At 52.8% G+C, this 23,130-nt stretch carries 14 protein-coding genes and 1 riboswitch; of the genes, 8 read left to right on the plus strand and 6 right to left on the minus strand.

Annotated elements, in window-relative coordinates; genetic code table 11:
- Positions 1–397 precede the first annotated feature (397 nt).
- The 6 genes from QZ460_RS06225 to QZ460_RS06250 all read right to left on the minus strand — a co-directional run bounded on the left by QZ460_RS06225 (position 398) and on the right by QZ460_RS06250 (position 7,998).
- The gene (locus QZ460_RS06225) at positions 398–3,049 is read right to left on the minus strand and encodes a fimbrillin family protein (RefSeq protein WP_290540714.1); all 2,652 of its coding nucleotides are present in this window, start codon (positions 3,047–3,049) and stop codon (positions 398–400) included.
- A 181-nt stretch (positions 3,050–3,230) separates the two neighbouring features.
- Entirely contained in the window at positions 3,231–4,337 is a 1,107-nt protein-coding gene (locus QZ460_RS06230; RefSeq protein WP_290540715.1) for a fimbrillin family protein, read from the minus strand.
- A gap of 40 nt (positions 4,338–4,377) precedes the next feature.
- Positions 4,378–5,421 (minus strand): DUF5119 domain-containing protein, encoded by a 1,044-nt coding sequence (locus tag QZ460_RS06235; protein WP_366934992.1) that lies wholly within the window; start codon positions 5,419–5,421, stop codon positions 4,378–4,380.
- Positions 5,310–6,587 carry a DUF3575 domain-containing protein gene (locus tag QZ460_RS06240; RefSeq protein WP_290540717.1) on the minus strand — a complete coding sequence of 426 codons (1,278 nt, stop codon included), beginning with the start codon at positions 6,585–6,587 and terminating at the stop codon, positions 5,310–5,312. Before QZ460_RS06240 ends, QZ460_RS06235 begins: the two co-directional genes overlap by 112 nt.
- A gap of 215 nt (positions 6,588–6,802) precedes the next feature.
- Positions 6,803–7,255, minus strand: coding sequence for a tyrosine-type recombinase/integrase (locus QZ460_RS06245; RefSeq protein ID WP_290540718.1), 453 nt, complete (start codon positions 7,253–7,255; stop codon positions 6,803–6,805).
- Positions 7,243–7,998: a phage integrase SAM-like domain-containing protein gene (locus QZ460_RS06250; RefSeq protein WP_290540719.1), complete on the minus strand. Its 756-nt coding sequence runs from the start codon at positions 7,996–7,998 to the stop codon at positions 7,243–7,245. Before QZ460_RS06250 ends, QZ460_RS06245 begins: the two co-directional genes overlap by 13 nt.
- Before the next feature lie 229 nt (positions 7,999–8,227).
- On the opposite strand from QZ460_RS06250, the gene QZ460_RS06255 reads away from it, so the two are divergent.
- The 8 genes from QZ460_RS06255 (at position 8,228) to QZ460_RS06290 (ending at position 23,130) form a co-directional block, all read left to right on the plus strand.
- Positions 8,228–8,443, plus strand: a complete 216-nt coding sequence (locus tag QZ460_RS06255; RefSeq protein ID WP_290540720.1) for a hypothetical protein — start codon at positions 8,228–8,230, stop codon at positions 8,441–8,443.
- A 338-nt stretch (positions 8,444–8,781) separates the two neighbouring features.
- A complete protein-coding gene (locus QZ460_RS06260; RefSeq protein ID WP_290540721.1) occupies positions 8,782–9,492 on the plus strand; it encodes a transposase in 711 nt (236 codons plus the stop codon).
- 192 nt (positions 9,493–9,684) lie between these two features.
- A riboswitch (cobalamin riboswitch) is annotated at positions 9,685–9,882 on the plus strand.
- A 163-nt stretch (positions 9,883–10,045) separates the two neighbouring features.
- A complete protein-coding gene (locus tag QZ460_RS06265) occupies positions 10,046–10,975 on the plus strand; it encodes a DUF4465 domain-containing protein (RefSeq protein ID WP_290540722.1) in 930 nt (309 codons plus the stop codon).
- A 109-nt stretch (positions 10,976–11,084) separates the two neighbouring features.
- Positions 11,085–12,116, plus strand: a complete 1,032-nt coding sequence (locus QZ460_RS06270) for a DUF5074 domain-containing protein (protein ID WP_290540755.1) — start codon at positions 11,085–11,087, stop codon at positions 12,114–12,116.
- Positions 12,117–12,213: 97 nt separating this feature from the next.
- Complete coding sequence (locus tag QZ460_RS06275) at positions 12,214–13,935, plus strand: PKD-like domain-containing protein (RefSeq protein ID WP_366934994.1); 1,722 nt, start codon at positions 12,214–12,216, stop codon at positions 13,933–13,935.
- Between the two features lie 35 nt (positions 13,936–13,970).
- A complete protein-coding gene (locus QZ460_RS06280; RefSeq protein WP_290540724.1) occupies positions 13,971–16,142 on the plus strand; it encodes a hypothetical protein in 2,172 nt (723 codons plus the stop codon).
- Between the two features lie 55 nt (positions 16,143–16,197).
- Positions 16,198–18,330: a TonB-dependent receptor gene (locus QZ460_RS06285; protein WP_290540725.1), complete on the plus strand. Its 2,133-nt coding sequence runs from the start codon at positions 16,198–16,200 to the stop codon at positions 18,328–18,330.
- A gap of 483 nt (positions 18,331–18,813) precedes the next feature.
- Positions 18,814–23,130 carry a CusA/CzcA family heavy metal efflux RND transporter gene (locus QZ460_RS06290; RefSeq protein WP_290540726.1) on the plus strand — a complete coding sequence of 1,439 codons (4,317 nt, stop codon included), beginning with the start codon at positions 18,814–18,816 and terminating at the stop codon, positions 23,128–23,130.

A 23,130-nucleotide genomic window follows, 5' to 3' on the forward strand; every position in this document is an offset into this window, starting at 1 on the left:
CCGGGACGAAACGCAAAAGATTGCAAAACCCTTCGAATCGCGAATTTACAGTTTTTTTGGAGGGGGGGGGCAAAGGCATCGAAAAGCCGGTTGTCTGCGGCCTGTTCGGTGTACTTTTTTCCGACTCGAAAAAGCGCACCGAATCACCAACAACAAACTGATTTTCAAAAACATTCACCCATCAACGAGAGAGCAATACAGCAACTGCGGGGTCCGTTGATTTCAAAAACAGGTGGAGCGAGGCGCGAAAGAAGGGAGTTGGAGAGCTTCCTTTTCGAGACGGTACCAATGTGCCAATTGGCGAAAATGCCGTATAGCACGACTTCCAGAAGAAGAGGCTATACGGCAATACTCATTTTAAGAGAATATTTAAACGATCATATAGTCGCGATGGCCCCTATTCTTGAGCAGGACGCACCATACACGCATAGGATCGATTCAGGCGGTGAATCGGGTATACCGTCCACGGAGCGAGAGACATGTCCAAACCATCATTCTTGTAGGTTGTATTCGCCGTCCAAAAGTAACCCCATGTACCACCCCCGTCTATATCGCAAGACCTTCTATAGTTACGATGTCCCATCGCAGGGAAGAAGATGGTTTTGGTTTTCGAGGGATCAGTGTAGAAATTATATCCTCCTCCCAAGGCATTGTCCCAAAATCCGTTGACTTCTTCAGGTTTGTATGATGCCGGGCGTCCCGTTGTTGTAAATCCCGTAAAGGCATTGCCGGGAGGAACCGTGAAGCCGACAGGAGAGGGATCATAAATCGTTTTTACAACCGGATTGTCATTTTGGGGGTCAAATTCAGCAGTAAAGAAATTATTGGCACACCAAAGATTAGAATAAAAATAATCACCATCGTCATTTTTCGACATTGCCTGAGGCGACGAGACATAGCTTGAAATACTCTGTTTACCGATACCACCACCCACAAACCAATAAGGAGATTCTGTGCGAGCAGAGCCGTCCGGGTCGTACCATGTTTTATTGGTTAAACCTCCGCCCGAAGGAATAAAGGGATCCTTGCGTCCCCATTGATAATAGGGACTGCCACCACCTAAAGTAATTGATTTCGAGGTTTGTTGAATGGTCATTTCTTGACTTTGGTTTCCGGCTATGAATCTTACTTTGCAGCTACGAGCTGCATAGGTAATAACACGATCGGCACACCAGCCGAGATTGACAGGCATAAATTTATATTTATGGTTTTGGTGGTTGGTTACTTCAACCGTTTTGCTGAGATCTTCATCGGTAACCCAGATATGCCAGGACCAGAGAATAGAGTTATTGGCTGCCTTGATGACGATAACGGCATTGCCCTGGCAGATATAGTCCCTATTCACCGTAAAGGAAATATTGCCGTCGGCCGTATCGTTGTATTCTATATTGGTAACCAGATTCGGAGCATCCTGCCATAGCAGTTCGGCTTTGGCAGGGACACAGTAGGCGTGCCTTTTTATATAAGGCGAGTAGATATCAACTACGCTATAATTTGAGTCACTGGAGACAAAACGACTCAGAATGGAAGGACCCGAAACCTTGGAGAAATATGCGGAAGTATTGGTTGTTCCATCTTTGATAGCATTCCCGTATACCAGGGGAAAAGAGTAATGGCCGGGAGCATTAACAACATAGCAGTTGGCTGTATTCTCATCAATTGGGCCTCCGTCGGTCTGGTTGGCAAGATTGTACGGAGAACTTGCGCTGCCTTTGACAGGGGCGTTCTGCAAAGCGGCCGTATGAGGATTGTTCTTATCAGAACCAATCTGTGCACTGACTGTTACATCGTATGCCCGTGGCGTTGTCCCGCCCGCATCGGAAGCGGTAAAAGCGGGGAGCCATTCCGGCGGGGTGTCCGCCCAAGAATCTCCGTTATCCGTGGAAAACCGTGCAGTCCATCCGGCGGCTTCTATGACCCCTTTGGAGTTCTGACGGTAACTGGTAACATGATATGGCTTTGTACCGCCGGTATAGTCGAAGTCGGCAGGCGGTGCGACGACAAGCGTGTAATTCCAATTGATGGAACTGGTGGAAATTGTATATGTGACGGTTGTGCCGGCAACCCACGACTGGCCTTTAAGACTGGCAGTCAGAGTATGTTCGGCATCATCATCCGTGAACACAATCTCAATGACACTGCTATCGTCGTGAAAACTTTGCGGAGGAAGCATGAAAGTCTGGAAAGGCTCCGTTATAGCCGAACCCGGAGTGCCGTCTGTCACCTTGTTCAACTCTTGCCCGAAGTCCTTGACTGCTCCCGACACCTGCCCGAGCCCCGTTTCAGGATCATACGTACCGGCAGAAGCGATGTTCCGCAACCGAATTTTATTCACAGTGCCGGCTTTCATGTCATCTCCCACAACAAACCGCACAGCCGTGAGCACATGCTTGAACGGCAAAGATACACTATTGCCATGATTACCCGGATATTCCGTACTTTTGGCTACCAGCAGATCCTTCTGTTTCGACACATCGGTCGGGACGTCGTATTTGATATGAAAATCATTGGCTGCTGCACTTTGATCCGAAGGCTTAAACTCCGCATCGATCGGAGCATAAGCAAAAAAACGAATCTTATAGCCGCTGCCGGGCCAATAATAATCCGTTTGAGGAGACCACACGCCACCCGACAGACTGACAGGAACATAATACATGAAGTTCATGTTTTGACTGCCAGGCAACCATGCACCTTGATAAAAAGCGGCAAAAACGGAAAAACTTCCGTAGGTGTTCATATCACTTACGGGAGCGGCGCGGGTAACAGACTCGTCTTTACCCAAACGGCTCCCGTCAATACCCTCGGTGACGGAGGAGTGTAAATATAAAGTGCGGTCCTCGGCTTCCAGCGGAATAATGCCGGAAGAGAGCAGGCTGTCACCGTCGGAAAAGGAACGGCTTAAAGCATTCTTTTCCGAGATGTTTTCAAGACTGAACTGCACGCTGTTGCTATTGCTGAAAGGGGGAGAAAACGACTTATCCTCACAGGCTGTAGCAAATACGAGCAACCACATAAAAAAAAAGCAGTTGTTCAAATTATTTGTTTTCATCAATATGAAGTGTTGAGAAATAAAATATTTTGCGAATACAATCTCATTGACCGGATTTAATTTATATTATATTAACCCCGGAATGAGGAAAACATCTACCTCATTCCGGGGTGGAAAATTGTGATCACCCCCTTGCATCGGGTATCGTTTCGCTATTGGGGGATTTCATCAAAGAGATTATTTACAAGTCGATATCCGTGTCGACATCAGTCCAGCTATCCACGGTAACGGTAAACTTGATCGGACCACCCACGATATCTCCACCACCATTAGATTCGTCAGGATCGACCTGACCACCGCCGCCGTTACCAAAGAAATCAAGCGTGTAAGTGTACTTCTTACCCGGTTCCCAATTTACAGCAACAGGCACGGCCGAATAAGCATAATTAGTGGTATTAGGGGCCGGGTAAAGCAGATTCCAATTGCCGGCACCATCGTTTTGGCTGATTCGACACAATACGGCCAGATAAGCACCGTCAGCACCAGGCACCGAAGTCCATTGAGACTGTTTTTGCGGCAATAGCATGAAACCGCCTTCGCCAAATTGAAGATCCTTGGCAGTGCCAGTCAACTCAATAACATTACCTGTACCTGTGGCAGCGGTTTTATCATTCGAACCGGCAGTATAGGTGAGTTCCGTTGCCTGACCTGTCCAATTGCCGGAAGGAAGGGTCGTTCCGTCGTTGGATGTTTCAGTTGCAGGCATAGTCAAGGTACCGTTCGATTTTACGAAACCTACTTTCACGCCAATGACTTCGACTTTCATGTTGGTTGCGTTGGAGTTTTTGGCCTGTATGACGACCTGCGACAAAGCATGGCGAAAGTTCATTGCAAGACCGGCGGTCTCATTGATCGATTTCTTGCCCTTATTAAACCCGACAACCAAGTCCGTCTGATCTTTGGCCGAAGTAGCCGTAATGGTATAATTGGGAATAGTCTTGCCATCAGTTGCCGCTGCGGTAGTAGCCGGAGCGTAAGCGAAAAATTCCAGTTCGGAGTCGTCGCCCGGCCAATAATGTTTGTTGTCGCTGTTCCAGTCTCCGGTTCCTCCACTTGTGTTTTTAAACACATCGGTAAAGTTAAATCCGGTGTTGGAGGCGGAATGTGCATGGACTTTAAAACTTCCCATATTTGCAGGAGTCATTACCGTGGCGCGAGAGATGGGACTATTCAAGAAGGCTCTCATACGGATGGCACTTCCCTGATTTACATCCGACAACTTGTCATTCGAGCATGATGCTAAAGCGGCCAATGCTGCGGAGGCCAAAAACAGAGTTCTAATTTTCATAATTGAAATAATAATTAGTTAATAATAAATATTATATAGATCACATATCTATATTTTCATTCACATCCTCCCAATCGTCGACTGAGGGATACATTCCTCCTCCTCCGACAATGGGTTTCGGGAAGGGAAGTTTGTCCAAAACGATATGTATGCGATGCCGGTCGGGAGCCTCATGAATTTGCCGGGTAACATCGTCCTTGTCGAACCTGTAGTACCATTTGCTTCCGTCCTCGAGAACGGCATAAACCGTGAGCTGGTGGTGCATGGCCGTATCGGGACAATGCCCGAAGACAAGAAATTCACCCGTAATCACGTTTTCCTCTCTTTTTGAAAGCGCGAAAGGATGGGTCACGCGTACTTCCGAGAGTTTGTCCTTTCCGGCAAAATAACTTCTGGACATACCCGACAACGAACCGATAACGCCGGTCACATGTTTAATATTCTGCACGTTGCGAATTTCGCAACTGACTCTAACGACCGATTCCGCAGGGTAAAGCGTGATGGTATCACCCCGATCCGATTCGGACACCGTGAGGCTTTCCAGACGGTCCATCCATATCATGTCGGGAGTTGCAACAACAGGCTCATCTTCGGGGCGGGCAGGTTCCGTGGAAACCATTGTCCCCAACCCTTCCAGCAATGAGGCAGGGGTGGTGAAAATCTCGAACATATCATATGCGTCGCTCTTAATCAGGACTTTCTCCGTGTCGCTGTTCATACACAGCACATGATACCTCCCGCGCGGAAGAGACTCGAGTTTGCCTCCGGTCTTATTCATAAACTCATATTTGACGGGTTGTCCACCCCCGACTGGAAAAAAGAAAGCCATCATACGTTCCGGACAGGCATCCGGGGCATTCTTCCAGTCAAAAGACAGATGCATGTCAACACCAAGGGGGTGGTCATAGCATAAGTCCTTATGCTCACACGAACTCAAGAAAACACCTATCAGAAACAATAGTAAATATCGGCTCATTGTCTGCCTCCTTTCTTTTGATTGTAATTTCCACGACCGAGCAGCCACACAAGAGAGATTTCGGCCTTCGTCGGTCCGAACCAATGACGGTTTTTGGAGGCCTGCCATACATAGTGACCATCCAAGGGGTTGTATTCGTAATATTTACCGCCCCAATACCCCACGCCGAGCGCAAAGTCGATGTTCATGCATCTTGCAACGGGCAGCGAGTAACCGTATTCCACGCCTACTGCATAATTAGCCCTTTCCCAGAGCGTTCCGCCGGGTTTGCCCCCCATATAACCTTTGCCGCCCCATTCGAAATCGAACGTGAAAGCCTGTCCGTAAACTCCCACATGATGTCCGGTGAGAGGTTTTTCTCCGGCTCTTTTTCCGAACCATTTGCGCAAGGCAACATCTCCACCGTATATACGCCAGTAACGTTGCCTGCTCTCTTTTTTCCACCATCCGTACATCCAGTTGATGCCGACCGACCAGTTACGCCCCAGATGGAATTCCGCTCCGATATTGAGAACAGCCAGCGCATCATAAAGCATATTGGTCTTGAGAGCCATGTGGAAGGGTTTCAAAACCGCCGGGGGCTCCGCGACAACCGGATCCAGGATCTTCGCGACAACCGTCGTGTCGACAGAAACCGGCGCAATCGGTTTTTCCTCCTTGGTGACTGGTTTTTCATTGATTACAGGCTTGTGGTGAATCGTTACGAGTACAAGTACGGCATTACGCACTTTCCAAAAGAAATGTTCGTACATATAATGCCACGTCCGCCCATATTGCAGTTCCTGCAGGCGTTTCTTGCGGCTGTCAATCATCAGGCCATTACGATCGTAGGTAAATTCCGGCCCATTGAGCAACACGTCAACCGCCTCTTCCCGGTGGGGCATATCAGAATTTTCGACCAGTTCGGCAAGGTATTTCCATGCGATAAACCCCTCTGAACGCGAAATGATACTATCCGGAAGCAAGATGCGTTCACGGACATAATATTCCAAAGAATTGCAGCGTCTTTCCGCCAATTTCCTATTCAAGGCAAAGCTGCCTTCGGGTGAGGCGAAACCACTGAACGACACCTCGACCAGTTCCAGCGTAGAGTCTCTTTTCACCCGTTCCAGAAACGATACCACCTCGGACAATTTGGTGGCATTATCGCCATACGCAGTATCCAGAGTCGATTTTCCTACCGGAAATCCAACGCAGACCTCTTTCTGACGTTCCTGCCCGGATGCCTGGATACATCCGAGCAACAGAAACGATGATACTATTAATCCTTTCATGTGCATATTATTTACAGTCCGTTTCTTGGTTAGAAACGGACCACACGCACAATCAATTGATATACAGCATCATCAACAATATTCTATACACCTTGACAATTTAATACAGCAAAAAAATATCTCCAAATAGCCATTTATTGCAGATTTTATATTTTCTTTGCATCGGGAATCTGTTTCTAACCAAGAGACAGGCTGTCTCCCGGGAAAGAGCCTGTCTACAAATCACCAGCGATCAATTCGTTAGCCCTGTCAATGGTGGATGCATCAATAGAGGCGAGATATATCTGTGTCGTGGCAATGGAATCATGTCCGAGTGCTTCCGAAATAACATTGATCGGCACGTTTTTAGACTTGGCGATGGTCGCCCATGCATGACGGCTGACATATGTCGTAAGCGTGACTGGCAGCTTTACCATTTCGGCTATGACTTTGAGATCGCGGTTTACTCGCCGTAACGCCGTTTCATACTGCCTTCGCCCGTCTTGTCCGGGATGGGAAATGACAGGCAGCAGATACGGGGAATCCTTGTCTGAATGGCGGTCGATGATTTCTTTTATTTGTCTGATGATCTTTATGTGCTGCAACTGTCCGGTCTTATGGCGCCGATAGGTCAGTATGCCGTTGCAAATATCATCTTTTTTCAGGAATGCAGCGTCTATGAACGACATTCCCCGGCAGAGAAAAAAAAAAGAAACAGATCGCGGGCTAATTCAAGATCTGATCCAAGCGGGAGGTCGAGGTTTTTGATGCGTCTGACGTCATGGATCGATATGGCACGTTTGCGCGTCTTTTCCACCCCGGTGAATACCTTGCGGAACGGCCTCCTGTCTTCGGTCAGATTTTGGTCGACAGCTTGGTTATAAGCCGCATGAAGATTACGCATATAAAAGGATATGGAATTTAGAGTTATACCGGTGGATTTCAGATATGCCTGATAATCTTCCATGATAAAAGAGTCTATCGCCTCTATCGGGAGGTCCTTGTAATCACGAAATCGCATGAAACTGCCGAGTGTGGCACGGTAATTCTTGGCTGTACCAAAGCGATTCAATTGCAGCAGACGTTCGATGAGTTCTCCCATAAAATTGAAAATAGTGTTCTCCCGATCGGGAAACCCGAGCCCCGACACCACATCATGCGATGAGTTGCCACTGTGATTTTTCCGTTGAGCCATTCTGTCCAGCCGCTCAATCTTCGCATGTGACTTCCGGGCTGCCGATCGCCTGGAGGATGTCTGCCAGCCCTTGTTTTCAGGCCCAGGATCAGACAGTTCTCCATCCCGTTCATCGGAGAATAGATTATACCCGCCGGAGATTTTTTTGACCGGTTGATTACGAGTTACGACATAGACGACAGTATCCGGATGGCATTTAACCATCAAGGGGCGGATTTTTGCTTTCACTTTAACCATATTTATACATCTTAAATTGATAATATCCCATTGTCCTACGTAAATAATCATTTGAAGCATTCATTACTTAATTTATAATATTTGTAATATAGGGACCGTCGCAAAATGTTGAAAACCTTATAAATAATTAATCGATAAAGTATTGTGAATATGCATCTTAGCACGAGGAAATAAAATCCCCGCACCTCAGGCAAAGGTAAAAATCGGGGGAAACGAGCAAAAAGCACTCATGGCAAAAATACAAAATTTATCAGACCTCCAACCAGAAGTCGCATTCACAGAGTACGATTTCCATAAGAATTACACCAAGGCCTTTGCCCGGACAGAACCAGGGCGCATCAAAAAACTTTTACCACTTCGCGAAATGGCTATCAGCTTGGGACTCATACCGGCAACATCCATTATCAGATCTTCTGCGGAATCAGAATCAGACCTGATCATGTGATGACCAACTACAAACTCATTGACAATATATTGCATAAACTCTCGAAGAAGTTGCGTGTCCGGAAACAACAGAAGGTGCTTGCCGATAAGTGGATACCGTACATGAAGAATCTTGACACGGTGTATACTGACGCGACTTGCCATGAACGTTGGATGCGGTATCCGACAGATGTGAGACTCCTTTGGGAATGTATTGAGCGTGTAATGATGTTCAGGATCAGCTCCAGCCTTGGAGAGCACAGGATGAGAACCAAATACAACGGTATCGCGAGAGCAAATCTCGCATACCGGAAGCAGTGACGCCATACCCGGAAGCAGACCAGGAAGATGATACTCCGCATGCTCGCATTGTTAGGAAAAATCCTCGGAGAAATCCGTCGTCAGATCCGCATCCATGCAGACAAGAACCGGCTCTCTGACAAAGAGCTGTCGCTACTTGAAACAATTACCAGGGTATACCGTCAGCAGAAGAACCACTTTGTCGGGGAAGATGCAAGAAAGAGTATACCGAACCGCATTGTGAGCGTCAGCAAACCGTATGTGCGTCCGATTGTACGAGGAAAGGAGATCAAGACAGTCGAGTTCGGAGCCAAGTGCAACAACATCCAGATTGACGGGATCTCGTTCATGGAGAAGTTGTCATTCAATGCTTCCAGTGAAGGTACCCGCTTGAAGCATTGTGTGACTCTGGCAGAAAAACCGACAAGTGTTCCAGTGAAGAATATCGGTGGAGACCAAGGGTACTCAGGCAATGCCAACCGTTCTTTCTGTTGCGATAGAGAAATCAAGACCTCCTTCTCGCCGAAGGGGCGGAAGAGCAGGAATGAGGTGAAGAGTGCTTTGAAACAGGAACTGGCCAGAGTCCGGGTGACCGCTATGGAAGGTTCTTTCGGAACACAGAAAGAGCACTACGGCATGAAGAAGATCATGGCGAGAATTAAGTCGACGGAGATACTTCTGATCTACTTCGGAATCCATACTGCGAATGCAGGGCTCCTCAGCCAGAGGCAGGCAATGGCTGAAACTGAATTCGAAGAAGCTGCAGCCTGATAGAATTGCAAAACCAGGCAGATCTGCAGGAGTATTGCGTCGCGTTTGCTCTTAAAAACATGAATTAGCCATATAAGGTGCTGATCCGATACAAGGATATTACATCGTTCGCAAAAACAAGGAAGGGGAGGGGTACGAAAGGCTCCATTTAAATAAAAAGAAAAAAAACAGTACAAGATGCGAGGAAAAACACTACATTTGTAATTGTTAAGTTTCCGCATCGGATTGTCGATCGGAATTAAAAGGGAATACCGGTGAGAATCCGGAGCTGTACCTGCAGCTGTAAGTCCCCGATTCATTTTATCGCACTCTTTGCCATTGGTATTCGATACCGAGAAGGCGCGATAAATGGGACGAGCCAGAAGACCTGCTTGACGAGATGTGATTTTGTGACCACGGGAAAATTGGCACTTAATCAAATTGGATGGAGGCTTGTCCGCAAATACCTTGCAATTCTTTTTGATGACCGAAAATCCCGTTCGTCGCAGGTCCGTCGCAACGAATGGAAATTTTGTGTGCTTAAACTTTTTGTTTAACCGATTATACAAAAGTCATGAAACAGAATTTCAGTTTTTTGGCAATGACCGTTGCAGCAATGGCCACCGTGACTCTCTCCGCCTGTAATGCGGACGACGATTTTTGCATGGAGCCGCTCGATTCGGACTTTCCGCAAACACGTGCCGAAGTCGGATCCGATTGGGTTACCGTAACGTTCGACGACGTACCCGCAAATCATCTCGCCGGTCCCACATCCTACGGCGCCAATCTATACGACGGCTACACCGGATCCCAGCCCGACCGCTTCACCTCCTACACCGACAATGCTCCCCGGTTTTTCGAGATCGTCTACGGGCTGAACAAAGACGGTTATGGTGGTACGTATAACTATTGGAACGGCGGCATTGCCGTTTCGAACTGGAACATCCGCTCCAACGTCGACAATCATTCAGACGACTGGTGGTATTCCTTCCAAAACCAATGCAGCGTCTACAATACGGCATCGGCGGATAATACCAATGCCAACGCCGGACACAGCGGATCGAACTTCGGCGTGGTTTACGGCTACACCGATACTTACTCGGGATTCATCGCCTGTGCGCAGATGGCATTGGCCAACAGTGAAGAGCGCAGGTTCGACCAGATGTATGTCTGCAACTCTTCTTACGCATACGGCGTAATCGTCCAAGGGAACAGCTTCACGCAGGGCAGCCTGTCGAGTAAAAACGGATGGTTCAAGCTGGTGGTCCGCGGCTATAAGGCCGGAGCCGCATCGCCGGTCGCCGAGGACGAGATCTATCTGGCCGACTATCGAAACGGACGAAATGTTTGTCTTACCGAGTGGACGTTGTTCAATCTGACAAATATCAGGAAACAGCCCGTGAATCGTATCGAATTCGATTTCGAAGGCTCGGATGCGGAAGCCTACGGGCTGAACACGCCGGCCTATGTCTGCATCGATGATGTTCGTATTTCCAAAAACTAATTAAATAACCAGGAGGGAATGGAGGCGGTTCGTCTCCACGCCCCCCTTCTGTTTGACCATGACAAAACGTATATTCTATCTCTTATTCGCACTCCTGCTGTCCTCGTGCATGGGATATGGCCCCATCGACGAGGAGGCCTTCGACATCGGTGGCGAATTCGGAAACGGCGATGAGGTCACGGGCAAGGGGTTGTTTATCACCAACGAGGGCAACTTCATGTACGGCAATGCGTCGTTATCCTACTACGATCCCGAGACACGGCACGTGGAGAACGAGGTATTCGCCCGGGCCAATGCCCAGAAGCTGGGCGATGTCGCGCAGTCGATGACCATGTACGGCGGGCAGGGCTGGATCGTGGTCAACAATTCGGGCGTCATCTTCGCCATCGACCCGAATACGTTCAAGGAGGTTGGCAGAATCACGGGCTTCACCTCTCCGCGTTACATCCATTTTCTGTCGGACGAAAAGGCCTACGTTACCCAAATTTGGGATCCGCGCATCTATATCGTCAATCCCAAGACCTATCGGATTACAGGCTACGTCGAGACTGACATGGACTACGAATCGGGGTCTACGGAGCAGATGGTGCAATACGGCAAATACGTCTTTACAAATTGTTGGTCGTACCAAAACCGGATTCTGAAAATCGACACCCAAACCGACAAGGTTGTCGATGAACTGGTCGTGGGGATCCAGCCCACATCGCTGGTAATGGACTGCAACAACAAGATGTGGACGATCACCGACGGCGGTTACGAGGGCAGTCCCTACGGGCACGAAGCCCCGTCACTCTACCGCATCGACGCCGAGACGTTCAAAATCGAAAAACAGTTCAAGTTCAAATTCGGCGACTGGCCTTCGGAGGTGCAGCTCAACGGCACGAAAGACAAGATCTACTGGCTCAACAATTCGGTCTGGTGCATGGATGTGACGAGCGATCGTGTGCCGGTAAAGCCGTTTCTCGAATACCACAACACGCTCTACTACGGATTGACGATCAACCCCGTGAATGGCGATGTCTACATTGCCGATGCCATCGACTACGTGCAGAACGGTGTGGTGCTGCGCTACTCGTCCGAAGGCGAGCTGCTCGACACGTTCACGGTCGGAATCATTCCGGGAGCATTTTGCTGGAGATAAAAATCATCGGATTATGAAAAAACTCTACACACTCTTTTGTATTACGGTCTTTCTTGCGGGATGCAACAAGGACGAGCAGGTCGAAATCAACCAGCCGATGACTCCGCAAATCACGCTCGACAGCGAGGATGGGGTCTATACGGTAAAAGTCGGCCACGAGTTGACCATCGCTCCGACGGTGCAATATGCCGAAAACGCCCTTTTTTCGTGGACATCGGGCGGAAAGCTGCTCTCCACGGAGCCGACGCTGACCCATACATGGAACGAAGCGGCTGAGGTCTACGTGACATTCTCGGTGCAAAACGAAAACGGCAAGGCCGAGGAGGAACTGAAAGTGGAGGTGCTGGAGATGGCTCCGCCGATCATTTCGCTGGCCCTGCCGTCGAAAGGATTGAAAATACAGCAAAACACGGACTACATCTTTGCTCCCGACATTCAGAACGCCGACTTGGAGGGGTTCCGGTGCGAATGGCTGCGCGAGGGCAAGGTCGTGGCCGAAGGCATGACCTATACGTTCAACGAAGCGAAGCTCGGCACCCATACGATCGTCTGCCGCGCTTCGAACGTCGACGGCGAGACGACGAAGGAGATCGCGCTCGAAGTCGTGGATGAACTTCCCTACGAGGTCTTCTTTCCCGCGCAGTCCGTCTTTCGCACCTCGACGGACCGTTATGTTTATATCGGCACACCCATCTTCCTCGAACCGCAGCTGTCCTATTTCGACAATCCGCAATTCACCTGGAGCGTGGACGGCGAGACGATTCCCGACGCCGTGGAGCGCATGTTCCGCTATACACCGACCAAAGCGGGTGAACACATCGTCCGGGTTACGGTAAGCGAAGCAAAGCAGCAGGCCGAACAACTCACCCGCAACATAACCCGTGCGGAAATGGCGCTCACGGCCGAAGTAAAGGTTGTCTGCATCGATGCTGACCAGAAGGACCACTACCGTCCGGCCACGGGCGACAGTTCTCCGCTGTGGAACAAGGTCTGGGAATATACGCCTGCCCCGGGACAGTTCGTCGGCGAGATGAAGACCGGCGGGTTCGACGGTACGGAGACGACGCAGGAGGCAGCCATTGCCTATGCCGAGAGGCGTATGAAAGAGAAGATCTGGGTGTCGCTGGGCGCTTTCGGCGGCTATATCGTGGTAGGCTTCGACCACAGCATCCCCAAACGGGCTGCGGCAGAGGGCGAATACGACTTCACGATTCAGGGCAACGCCTTCGACGGATCGTCGGAGCCGGGCATCATCTGGGTCATGCAGGATATCAACAAGAACAGCGAGCCCGACGATGAGTGGTACGAACTGCGCGGCAGCGACACGGGCAAGGAGGGTACCATTCAGAATTATGCGGTCACTTATTACCGTCCGGCCGGCAAGCAGATGGACGTACAGTGGACCGATTCGGAGGGCAAATCGGGGTGCATCGACTACCTGATCACCTACCACCAGCAGGATTATTACTACCCGGCCTGGGTCAAAGGGGACAGCTTCACCCTTTACGGGACCCGTCTGGCTCCGAACAATGTGCAGGACCCGACCACCGGATACTGGGACAATCAGACTTACGGCTGGGGCTATGCCGACAATTTCAGCGAAACAGACAACCTCGGCGGCAACGTGGTGGACGGAAGCGGCCAAACCAATGGATTTCGGATTTCGAACGCCATGTATCGCGACGGCACTCCGATCGATCTGCAATACGTGGACTTCATCAAGGTTCAGACGGGCGTACAGGTCAAGAGCGGCTGGCTCGGAGAGGTCTCGACGGAGGTATTCTCCTTTGCGGACGAGTCGGCAGCACCCCGGAAATGACAAAAACAAAAAACAACCAAGAAGTGTATAAAATCATGAATTTGAAGAAAATGCTACTACTGTTCGCCGCAGGTTCGCAGTTGTTGATCGGCTGCAACGACGACGACCCGACTCCTTCGGCCCCCAAAGATGCGGACGACAACTTCATCACATCGGTGGTGCTGACCGTCGGCAAAACCACCTATGCCGCAGCGATCGAAGGGAACGATATCACCATAACGGTTCCCTACAACGTGTCGCTCGACGGCGCTACGGCCGAATTCAAGTACACGCCGTCGGCGACGATCATGCCCAATCCGTCCGAGATTACGGACTGGAATACCGAACGTCAGTTCCGCGTAACGTCCTACAACGGCGCGACGAACGACTACAAATACCTCGTCGTGAAGGACGACATCCGCGAAGAGGGCGATGTCACGCTGAAAACCGATGCCGAGGTCAAGGCATTTGCCGACAAGGGCGTAACGATCATCAAAGGCGATCTCGTCATCGGCGAAGCAAGTGGGGACAACTCCGTGACGGACATCAAGGCTCTCGCGACTCTTACGCAGATCGAAGGCAAGATCGTCATCAACAACACCTACGGGGGCAAGGCGCTGGACGGGCTGGAAAATGTCGTAAAGATCGGCGGTCTGCACATCGGCTCGACCGAGGCGGCATCGAAGGCTCCCGAACTCTACTACGCGAGCCTCAAGTCGCTCGAAGAGGTCACGGGCGACGTGGTGATCCGCAACGACAAGGTGCAATGGTTCGAAGCCGGGAAACTGACGGCAATCGGCGGTTCGCTGGTCGTGCGATCGGCGACGCTTACGTCGGTAACGACACCTTCTCTGGCGACAATCGGCGGCGACTTCGAGTTGCAGGGATCGAACGAGGACAAGGCCGGCGGCGATATGACCTCCGTCGAGATGAAGGCGCTTGCGTCGGTCGGCGGAAAAATCACCGTCAAGAACCTCGCGAAACTCAACGCCGTGAAATTCGAGGCGCTGACCTCGGCCGGGGCCGTGCTGCTGCCGACGATTCCCTATGAGTTCGAGACGATTTCGCTGCCCGCACTTTCCAAGGTCGGCGGAGACATTCAGCTCATCGCCAACACCGACCCAACCGCCATCGGCGGCATGACGATGAATACGGGAGTCAAGACGATCGACATGAACAGTCTGACCCGGGTGGACGGAACACTCTTCCTCACGGCATTTGCCGAACTCGGCTCCCTCCCGGCATTGGACGGAGTTACGGTGAAGGGAATCGAGCTGGTCAATCTGGGCAAACTGCCCAACCCGCTGAATCTTTCCAAGGTGACGTTCTCGGGCGGCGGGCGGCTTCTGCTCACCAACATGAATCTGATCGAGACACTTACGCTGCCCGTGCAGGCGGACGTAACGCTCGAACTGCGGTACAACAAACTGCTGAGCAAGGTTGAGGGCGTCGAAGAACTCGCCGGGCTCGTTTATGCTCCCGGAATAGACTGCTCGTTCCCCTCGCTGAAATCGGTTCACGGCGATGTTTCGTTCAGCGGCCAACAAATTGGCATTTCGACGCCGTTGCTCGAACGGGTCGAAGGGAATTTTCTGAACGATATCAAGACAATTGCGTATCCGAAACTCACGGAGGTCGGCGGATACCTCGCCGTTACGATGAACGTCTCGAACAAGAGCGCCAGCTGCGACTTCCGGAATCTGCACAAGGTCGGCGGGCAACTCTATTTCGACAGCACGAATATTTATGCGGCTATCGACATGCCGGAGCTGGAAGAGGTCGGCACTGCGGCGAATCCCGCCTACTACAAGGAAGATACCAACAACAAATATAAGGATGCCGTATACGGCTCCTGCGCGCTCCTCTCTTATGACGGATTGAAACTCCCGAAACTCCGAAAGGTAGGTGGACAGGGCTTCACGCTCGACCTTGGACTGGGGATGGCCACTTTCGCGGATTTGAAACTGCCTGCGCTTGAAGAGGTGGATGGGATTTTCCAGATCCACCAGAACGGCCCGGGAAAGAAACCCGCACCGTTGAAGACCATCGAACTTCCCGCTATCAAAAAAATCGGATCGGTACACATCGAAGGTTGTTCGGTTACGGATTTCAGTGCCTTTGCACCTGTCATCGGACAATTATCGGCCAAAACATGGTTCGTCCACGAGGATTGTCCCTACAGTCCGACATGGCAGGAGATGAAAGACGGAAAATACAAGCAAGAATAACCCATTTCGAAACCCGGCTGCGGCCTTTACGGGCCGCAGCCGGGTTCCTTTCCTTATGAAGAACCTGTCGGCACTCATATTTGCCTTGCTTCTCGGATGCTCCGGCTTCGCGCAGGAGGGGCCGAAAAACGGCGTGCATCCGGGAGCAAGATCGGGTAAAGGCTGGTGGAACAACAATCCATCGTTCGTCCAGCCGATTCCCGAAGTTTACGTTACGGCGCGGCGGCCGATGAAGGAAATCGGCGTGCAGCAGACCAAACTTGATTCGATCGTGTTGAAGGAGAACATCGCGCTGTCGATGGCCGACGTGCTGACGTTCAACACCTCGATTTTCGTCAAGCAGTATGGCCGTGCCACACTTTCGACCGTAGCGTTCCGCGGCACGTCGCCCTCCCACACGCAGGTCACGTGGAACGGCATGCGCATCAATTCGCCGATGCTGGGCATGACCGACTTTTCGATGATTCCCTCCTACTTCATCGACGACGCCTCACTGCTGCACGGCACCTCGTCGGTCAATGAGACGGGCGGCGGACTGGGCGGCGCCGTGAAACTCGCCACCAAACCCGCCGCAGCCAACGGATTCGGACTGCAATACGTACAGGGCATCGGGTCGTTCAAGACATTCGACGAATTTCTGCGGCTTACCTACGGAGACAAACACTGGCAGGTATCGACGCGGGCCGTCTATTCATCTTCCGACAACGATTTCAAATACAGGAACTACAACAAGAAGATGAATATCTATGACGATGACCGCAAAATCGTCGGTTCCTATTATCCTGTCGAACGCAACAAGTGCGGGGAATTCAGGGATTTTCACCTCTTGCAGGAAGTGTATTACAACACCGGCCGCGGCGACCGCTTCGGACTCAACGCATGGTTCCTCGACTCGAAACGCGGTGTCCCGATGTTGTCGGTCGACCATCGCTCGGACGACGAATATGTAAACCAGCAGACGGAACAGACCTTCCGCGGCATTCTGTCGTGGGACCGGCTGCGCGACAACTACAAAGTGGGCTTGCGAGCCGGTTATATCCACACGGGACAAGGCTACAACTTCTCGAAGGACAAAGGCAACGGCACGATGGCGGAGATGATCCGCTCGCGCAGCAAGATAAACACCCTATACGGACAGGCCGAGGGTGAATACTACATCGGCAAGAAATGGCTCTTCACGGCCAACATCTCGGTGCATCAGCATTTTGTGGAGAGCCGCGACAAGAATGTGCTCGAACTCAACTCGCAGTCGCTGGCGCAGGGGAACAACAAAAAAGTGGTCGTGGGATACGACAAGGGGCGCATTGAGCTATCGGCCTATGCCTCGGCCAAGTGGATGCCCACCGAGCGGCTCGGATTGTCGCTGGCGCTGCGCGAAGAGATGTACGGCAAGGATTGGTCGCCCGTTATTCCGGCATTTTTTGCCGATTATCTGCTCTCGAAGCGCGGCAACATCGTTGCCAAGGCCTCCATCTCGCGCAACTACCGATTCCCGACACTCAACGACCTCTATTTTCTGCCGGGCGGCAACCCCGACCTGAAAAAGGAGCACGGGTTCACCTACGACGCCGGACTTTCGTTTGCCGTGGGCAAGGAAGGCGTTTATCTGCTCAACGGTTCGGCCACGTGGTTCGACTCGTACATAGACAACTGGATCGTATGGCTGCCGACGTTCAAGGGTTTTTGGACCCCGAAGAACGTCAAGGAGGTGCACGCCTATGGTGTCGAACTGAAAGCCGATGCGACGGTGAGGCTGTCCGAAAACTGGCAGTTGGGAGCAAACGCCTCGTTCTCATGGACGCCCTCGATCAACAACGGCGACCCCGTGGACTGGGCGGACAAGGCTATCGGCAAACAGCTGGTCTATGTCCCCGAATACTCCGCCTCGGCAACAGGGCATCTCTCCTGCCGATCGTGGCGCCTCGTCTACAAATGGTGCTACTACAGCGAACGTTTCACCACCTCGGACAACAACATGAAAAGCAAGATCTCGCGGGTGCTTCCATACTACATGAGCGACGTGTCGCTGGAGAAACTCTTCTCGCTGCGCTGGTCGGATTTTTCGGTAAAAGTAGCCGTTAAAAATCTGCTAAACGAAGAGTACGAATCGGTGCTGTCGCGTCCCATGCCGCGCATGAACTTCGAGGTCTTTCTCGACATACGTCCCAAGTGGGGCAAACGGAAATAGAAGCGATGCGGCGAGCCCTTTCGATCACAGTGAAGCGTTGCAAAATTTTCCGCAATCGCATTTCGCCGCCGTTCTCTGTGATATGGCCGGGAGCCAAAGCAAGAAACGCACAGGATCGGAGGCTGCATCTGCCGTCCCGATGCCCGGATATCGCTCGCCACGGGCCTCGCCGTCCGGCGGAGGCCCCCAAAAAACCAAGCAAAGGCCCCTCGAAGAGATGCCCTCCCCATGGACAACCGACGGCATTCCGCGGCAAAGGCACCCCGCATCGGCCTCCCTTCTTTTCTCAGACGACGCTGCAACCTATCCGGTTGCAGCGTCGTTTCCTTTCGGAGTGCTTTTCCGGAAAGTGCGGTGATCCGGGCGATATTTCACCGCGTCATTCGTACGGTTCATCCCGCAAATAGGCGATTTCACCATTTTCCCGGACGGATCCCTCTGTCCGGGGACTACTTTTGCCCGAAATTCACAATTTCCGATACCATGTTTCAAGCCATAGTCCGCTTTGCGGTTACAAAAAAACTATTCATCGGCATAACGACCTTGTTCCTGCTCGCAGGCGGTATTTATTCGATGCTGACTCTTCCGGTGGACGCCGTGCCGGATATCACCAACAACCAGGTACAGATCGTTACCGTGTCTCCGACGCTGGCTCCCCAAGAGGTCGAGCAGCTCATCACATTCCCGATCGAGGTAGCCATGAGCAACATCATGAATGTCACAGAAATACGCTCCGTATCCCGTTTCGGGCTGTCTGTCGTCACCGTTGTTTTCAAGGAAAGCGTCCCCGTGCTTGACGCCCGGCAGCTGATCAACGAGCAGATACAGACCGTGGCAGGTGAGATCCCGCAGGAACTCGGCACTCCGGAGATGATGCCGATCACGACGGGACTGGGCGAAATCTACCAATACACGCTCGAGGTGGCTCCGGGCTATGAGGGGCAATACGACCCGATGGAGTTGCGCACGATTCAGGACTGGATCGTGAAGCGCCAGCTCTCCGGAATCCCGGGCATTGTCGAGATCAACAGCTTCGGCGGCTATCTCAAACAATACGAGGTTGCGGTCGATCCCGACGCCCTCTACTCGCTCAACATCACGATCGGGGATGTGTTCGAGGCGCTGAGCCGCAACAACCAGAACACCGGAGGCAGCTACATCGAAAAGGCCGACCGGGCCTACTACATCCGCTCCGAAGGCATGATCTCTTCGCTTGAGGATATCGGAAATATCGTTGTCACCAACCGCGGAGGGATCCCGATTCATATCAGCGACGTGGGGAGCGTCAGGTTCGGTTCGGCCAAACGGTTCGGAGCCATGACACGCGACGGCAAGGGAGAATGCGTGGGCGGAATCGCCATGATGCTCAAAGGGGCAAATGCCAATGCGGTGACCGAGGAGCTGGAAGCCCGTGTGGCGAAGATTCAGAAGATGCTGCCCGAAGGCGTGTCGATCAGTCCGTATCTGAATCGCTCGGAGCTCGTCAGCCGCAACATCGCGACCGTCATACGCAATCTGGTCGAGGGTGCCATAATCGTATTTCTGGTGCTGATCGTCTTCCTAGGGAACCTCCGCGCAGGGCTGATCGTGGCCTCGGTCATCCCCCTAGCCATGCTCTTCGCATTCATCCTCATGCGCGTGTTCGGCGTGTCGGCAAACCTGATGAGTCTGGGCGCCATCGACTTCGGGATCGTCGTCGACGGATCGATCGTCATCGTGGAGGGGATCCTCGCCTACCTGTACAGCCGGGAAAACTACGGCAAACGCCTCTCCCATGCGCAAATGGACGAGCAAATCATTGCGGGAGCCGGAAAGGTGGTGCGCTCGGCCACCTTTGCCGTCATCATCATCCTGATCGTCTTCTTCCCGATTCTCACGCTGACGGGCATCGAGGGCAAGTATTTCACCCCTATGGCCAAGACGCTCGTATTCTGCATCATCGGGTCCCTGTTCCTCTCGCTGACCTACGTGCCAATGATGTCCTCGCTCTTCCTGAACCACCGGATAAGCGCCAGACCGACATTTGCTGACCGGTTCTTCGAGCGCCTGAACCGTATCTATCAAAAAGCGTTGGCCGGATGTCTCCGGTTCGGGTGGACGACCCTGGGAGTCTCGGTCGCGGCATTCATCGGCAGTCTGATGCTGTTCACAAGGTTGGGGGCTGAGTTCATCCCAACGCTCGACGAAGGCGATTTCGCGATGCAGATGACCCTCCCGGCCGGCAGTTCTCTGACCCAAAGCATCGCCCTCTCGGAGAAAGCCGAAAAAACGCTGATGGACAACTTCCCGGAGATCAAGCATGTGGTGGCAAAAATCGGAACCGCAGAGGTGCCGACGGACCCCATGGCTGTGGAGGATGCGGACATCATGATCGTCATGAAGCCCTTCGAAGAGTGGACGAGCGCCTCGTCGCGGGCCGAAATGGTCGAACGAATGAAGGCGGCCCTGGACAGCATCTCCGGCGCGGAGTTCAACTTCAGCCAGCCGATACAGCTGCGATTCAACGAGTTGATGACCGGCGCCAAGGCCGACATCGCCATCAAGCTCTACGGCGAAGATATGGATGAGCTGTATGCCAAGGCCAGGGAGGCTGCGAAATATGTCGAACAGGTCCCCGGGGCTGCCGACGTGCTGGTCGAACAGGCCATGGGACTGCCGCAGCTGGTGGTGAATTACAACCGGTCGAAAATTGCCCGATACGGCATCAACATCGAAGAGCTGAACGGCATCATCCGATCCGCCTACGCCGGCGAGACGGCAGGGACGGTCTTCGAAAACGAGCGCCGTTTTGACCTGGTCGTGCGCCTTGACCAGCAAAAGGTCGCCGACCTGAATCTCGACCGGCTGTTCATCCGCACGGCCGAAGGCATCCAGCTCCCGGTCAGCGAAGTGGCCTCCATCGACCTGGTAAACGGACCCCTCCAAATCAATCGCGATGCCACGAAACGACGCGTGGTGATCGGCGTGAATGTCCGCGACGCCGATATCCAGCAGGTCGTATCGGAGATCCGCCGGACGCTGGAGCAGCATGTCGCGCTCCCATCGGGCTATTATTTTGAATACGGGGGCCAGTTCGAGAACCTGCAAAATGCGATCAGAACACTGCTCGTTGTGATCCCCGTCGCCCTGTTGCTGATTCTGCTGCTGCTCTTCTTCGCCTTCAAGAGCATGACATACACGCTGGCGGTCTTCTCAACCGTGCCGCTATCCCTGATCGGAGGGGTTCTGGCCCTGTGGCTGCGCGGCCTTCCGTTCAGCATCTCGGCCGGCGTGGGGTTCATCGCCCTATTCGGAGTCGCTGTTCTCAACGGCATTCTCATGATCAACCATTTCAACGATTTGCGGGATATGAACAAGTATCACCTGTCGACGCGCCGCATCATCATGCGCGGCGCCTCACACCTGCTGCGCCCGGTATTCCTCACCGGCCTGGTCGCATCGCTAGGATTTGTGCCGATGGCCATCGCCACTACGGCCGGAGCCGAGGTGCAGCGCCCCCTGGCAACAGTTGTCATCGGCGGACTCATCGTGTCGACGCTCCTCGCCCTGTTTGTGGTTCCCGTATTCTACAAACTCGTGGCAACGACCGCCCTGGCGACCCGCCGGCCGGCAATCCGCCGACTCTTCCCCTTCCTGCTCCCGCTCCTGCTGGTTGCCGTCCCCGCAAACAGCCGGGCGCAGCAGGCCGTGACGCTCGACCAGACCATCGCCCTGGCCCTCGACAACCACCCCCGGCTCAAGGCCGCCGAGGCTTCGGTCGAACGGACCAGAGCCATGCGCGGGGAGTCGTGGGAACTGGGCCCGACGTCGATCGACTACTCCTTCGGACAGCTCAACGGCACGCAGCGCAACGACCGGGAGATCAGCATCACACAATCCTTCGGGTCGCTGCTGACCCCCTTCTACAAGAATGCGCTCGTCCGACGCGAGACCGAGACCGGAGTTCTCTACGGGGAGCTCGTCCGGCGCGAGATCGTCGCCGAGGTCAAACGGGCCTGGTCCTACTACCTCTACACCCGGGAGCTTTGCGATCTCTATGCCGATCAGAACGCCCTGGCCTCGGAACTTGCACGGACCAGTAAAATCCGCTACGAACAGGGCGACATCACCCGCCTGGAGCAGAGCATGACAAAGACCATGGCCAACGAGATGCGCAACAAGCTCTTCCAGGCACAGGAGGAGCACAAGATTGCCTCGGCCCGCTTACAGTGGGCATGCTATGCCGACGCTCCGCTCATCCCGGCGGACAGCACGCTGGTGCGTTTCGCCCTGCCGGATACGGCCACGGCCGGGGCCGAACTCCATCGGGACTACTTCGAGTCCCAGGTCCGGGAGGCGGAGGCCCGCACCAGGGTGGAGAAGAGCCGCTTCTTCCCGGAGCTGTCCTTCGGCTTCCAGCGCCAGAACATCCTGCCCGACAAAGGTCTGAACGCCTATGTCGTCGGCGCCTCCTTCCCGATTTTCTTCAACACGCAGCGCAGCCGGATCCGCCAGACCAAGGCCGATGTCCGCATAGCCCGCAACCAGGCCCAAATCCACCTGCGAACATTGAACAACCGGGTGACGGAACTGGAGGCCAACCTCCGCCAATACGGCGAGCGGCTGCGCTACTACACCCAAGCCGCACTTCCGGAGGCCGAGGCGCTGATGCGCGCGGCAAAACTCCAGTTGGCCCACAGCGAAACCAGCATCGCGGAGTACATCATGAGCATGAACACGGCTCTTGAAATCCGTCGCGCCTATGTCGAAACCCTCAACCAATACAACATCGCCATCCTCGAATACGAACTATACCGATAA

Source organism: Alistipes sp., assembly GCF_020026455.1.
In the GTDB taxonomy this organism is placed as follows: domain Bacteria; phylum Bacteroidota; class Bacteroidia; order Bacteroidales; family Rikenellaceae; genus Alistipes.

Excerpts from the sequence above, each read along its gene's own strand:
- QZ460_RS06250 (WP_290540719.1), bottom strand. The coding sequence starts at position 7,998 with ATGGTTAAAGTGAAAGCAAAAATCCGCCCCTTGATGGTTAAATGCCAT.
- QZ460_RS06240 (WP_290540717.1), bottom strand. The coding sequence starts at position 6,587 with ATGAAAGGATTAATAGTATCATCGTTTCTGTTGCTCGGATGTATCCAG.
- QZ460_RS06255 (WP_290540720.1), top strand. The coding sequence starts at position 8,228 with ATGGCAAAAATACAAAATTTATCAGACCTCCAACCAGAAGTCGCATTC.
- QZ460_RS06270 (WP_290540755.1), top strand. The coding sequence starts at position 11,085 with ATGGGATATGGCCCCATCGACGAGGAGGCCTTCGACATCGGTGGCGAA.
- QZ460_RS06230 (WP_290540715.1), bottom strand. The coding sequence starts at position 4,337 with ATGAAAATTAGAACTCTGTTTTTGGCCTCCGCAGCATTGGCCGCTTTA.
- QZ460_RS06290 (WP_290540726.1), top strand. The coding sequence starts at position 18,814 with ATGTTTCAAGCCATAGTCCGCTTTGCGGTTACAAAAAAACTATTCATC.
- QZ460_RS06280 (WP_290540724.1), top strand. The coding sequence starts at position 13,971 with ATGAATTTGAAGAAAATGCTACTACTGTTCGCCGCAGGTTCGCAGTTG.
- QZ460_RS06275 (WP_366934994.1), top strand. The coding sequence starts at position 12,214 with ATGACTCCGCAAATCACGCTCGACAGCGAGGATGGGGTCTATACGGTA.
- QZ460_RS06265 (WP_290540722.1), top strand. The coding sequence starts at position 10,046 with ATGAAACAGAATTTCAGTTTTTTGGCAATGACCGTTGCAGCAATGGCC.
- QZ460_RS06285 (WP_290540725.1), top strand. The coding sequence starts at position 16,198 with ATGAAGAACCTGTCGGCACTCATATTTGCCTTGCTTCTCGGATGCTCC.
- QZ460_RS06235 (WP_366934992.1), bottom strand. The coding sequence starts at position 5,421 with ATGGCAGGCCTCCAAAAACCGTCATTGGTTCGGACCGACGAAGGCCGA.
- QZ460_RS06225 (WP_290540714.1), bottom strand. The coding sequence starts at position 3,049 with ATGAAAACAAATAATTTGAACAACTGCTTTTTTTTTATGTGGTTGCTC.
- QZ460_RS06245 (WP_290540718.1), bottom strand. The coding sequence starts at position 7,255 with ATGTCGTTCATAGACGCTGCATTCCTGAAAAAAGATGATATTTGCAAC.
- QZ460_RS06260 (WP_290540721.1), top strand. The coding sequence starts at position 8,782 with ATGCTCGCATTGTTAGGAAAAATCCTCGGAGAAATCCGTCGTCAGATC.